The organism is Virgibacillus salexigens (genome assembly GCF_014905415.1).
In the GTDB taxonomy this organism is placed as follows: domain Bacteria; phylum Bacillota; class Bacilli; order Bacillales; family Amphibacillaceae; genus Virgibacillus; species Virgibacillus salexigens.
In genome coordinates this window covers 1-926 of the sequence record NZ_BNEO01000016.1, presented here as the reverse complement: position 1 = coordinate 926, position 926 = coordinate 1, and the positions used below count along the sequence as shown (strand labels likewise).

The window sequence follows — 926 nt, the reverse complement described above, 5'->3', positions numbered from 1 at the left end:
ATGGAGTGTCCTACAACCCCAGAAGGCAAGCCTTCTGGTTTGGGCTGATTCCGTTTCGCTCGCCGCTACTTAGGAAATCGCATTTGCTTTCTTTTCCTCCGGGTACTGAGATGTTTCAGTTCCCCGGGTGTGCCTCTTCTATCCTATGTATTCAGATAGAAGTACTGTTCCATTACGAACAGTGGGTTCCCCCATTCGGAAATTCCCGGATCCATGTCTACTTACGACTCCCCGAGACATATCGGTGTTAGTCCCGTCCTTCTTCGGCTCCTAGTGCCAAGGCATCCACCGTGCGCCCTTATTCACTTAACTAGCTATTCAATGAATAAGCGTACTTCTTTATCGCCTTTGCTTAATCCAGCTTCATCAACTAGCGACTAGCGCGACTTCCTTCACCTTTGTGCGATAAGTCAATGATTCACTCACGTTCATCATGTCTCCTTTATCTCCGCAGGCTCCGTCCAGTCCGTACGTCGCTGAACAGTTGTTTCAGCTTTCTGATGTCGTTGTTACTCTTATTTAGTTTTCAAGGTACAAAAATGGAGCCTAGCGGGATCGAACCGCTGACCTCCTGCGTGCAAGGCAGGCGCTCTCCCAGCTGAGCTAAGGCCCCGTATATAATATAAAATAGATGGTGGGCCTGAGTGGACTCGAACCACCGACCTCACGCTTATCAGGCGTGCGCTCTAACCAGCTGAGCTACAGGCCCATCTATTTATGTAATATGGAGAAAATTACTCTCTCAAAACTGAACCAAACAACCACGTATGCCCTTCCCGAAGATCCCGTAAGGGATGCTTCAGGGTTCCGTAATAATCCTTAGAAAGGAGGTGATCCAGCCGCACCTTCCGATACGGCTACCTTGTTACGACTTCACCCCAATCATTGGTCCCACCTTCGGCGGCTGGCTCCAAAAGGTTACCTCA

Annotated in this window: 2 tRNA genes and 2 rRNA genes; all 4 read right to left on the bottom strand. The window is 49.4% G+C overall.

Annotated features, from left to right (window positions below):
* Window positions 1-312 (bottom strand): 23S ribosomal RNA (locus JKP73_RS21985); the annotation flags it as partial.
* A gap of 228 nt (window positions 313-540) precedes the next feature.
* Window positions 541-613, bottom strand: a tRNA-Ala gene (locus JKP73_RS21980).
* A 19-nt stretch (window positions 614-632) separates the two neighbouring features.
* Window positions 633-709 (bottom strand) — tRNA-Ile (locus tag JKP73_RS21975).
* 114 nt (window positions 710-823) lie between these two features.
* Window positions 824-926: ribosomal RNA gene (locus JKP73_RS21970) — 16S ribosomal RNA — on the bottom strand; the annotation flags it as partial.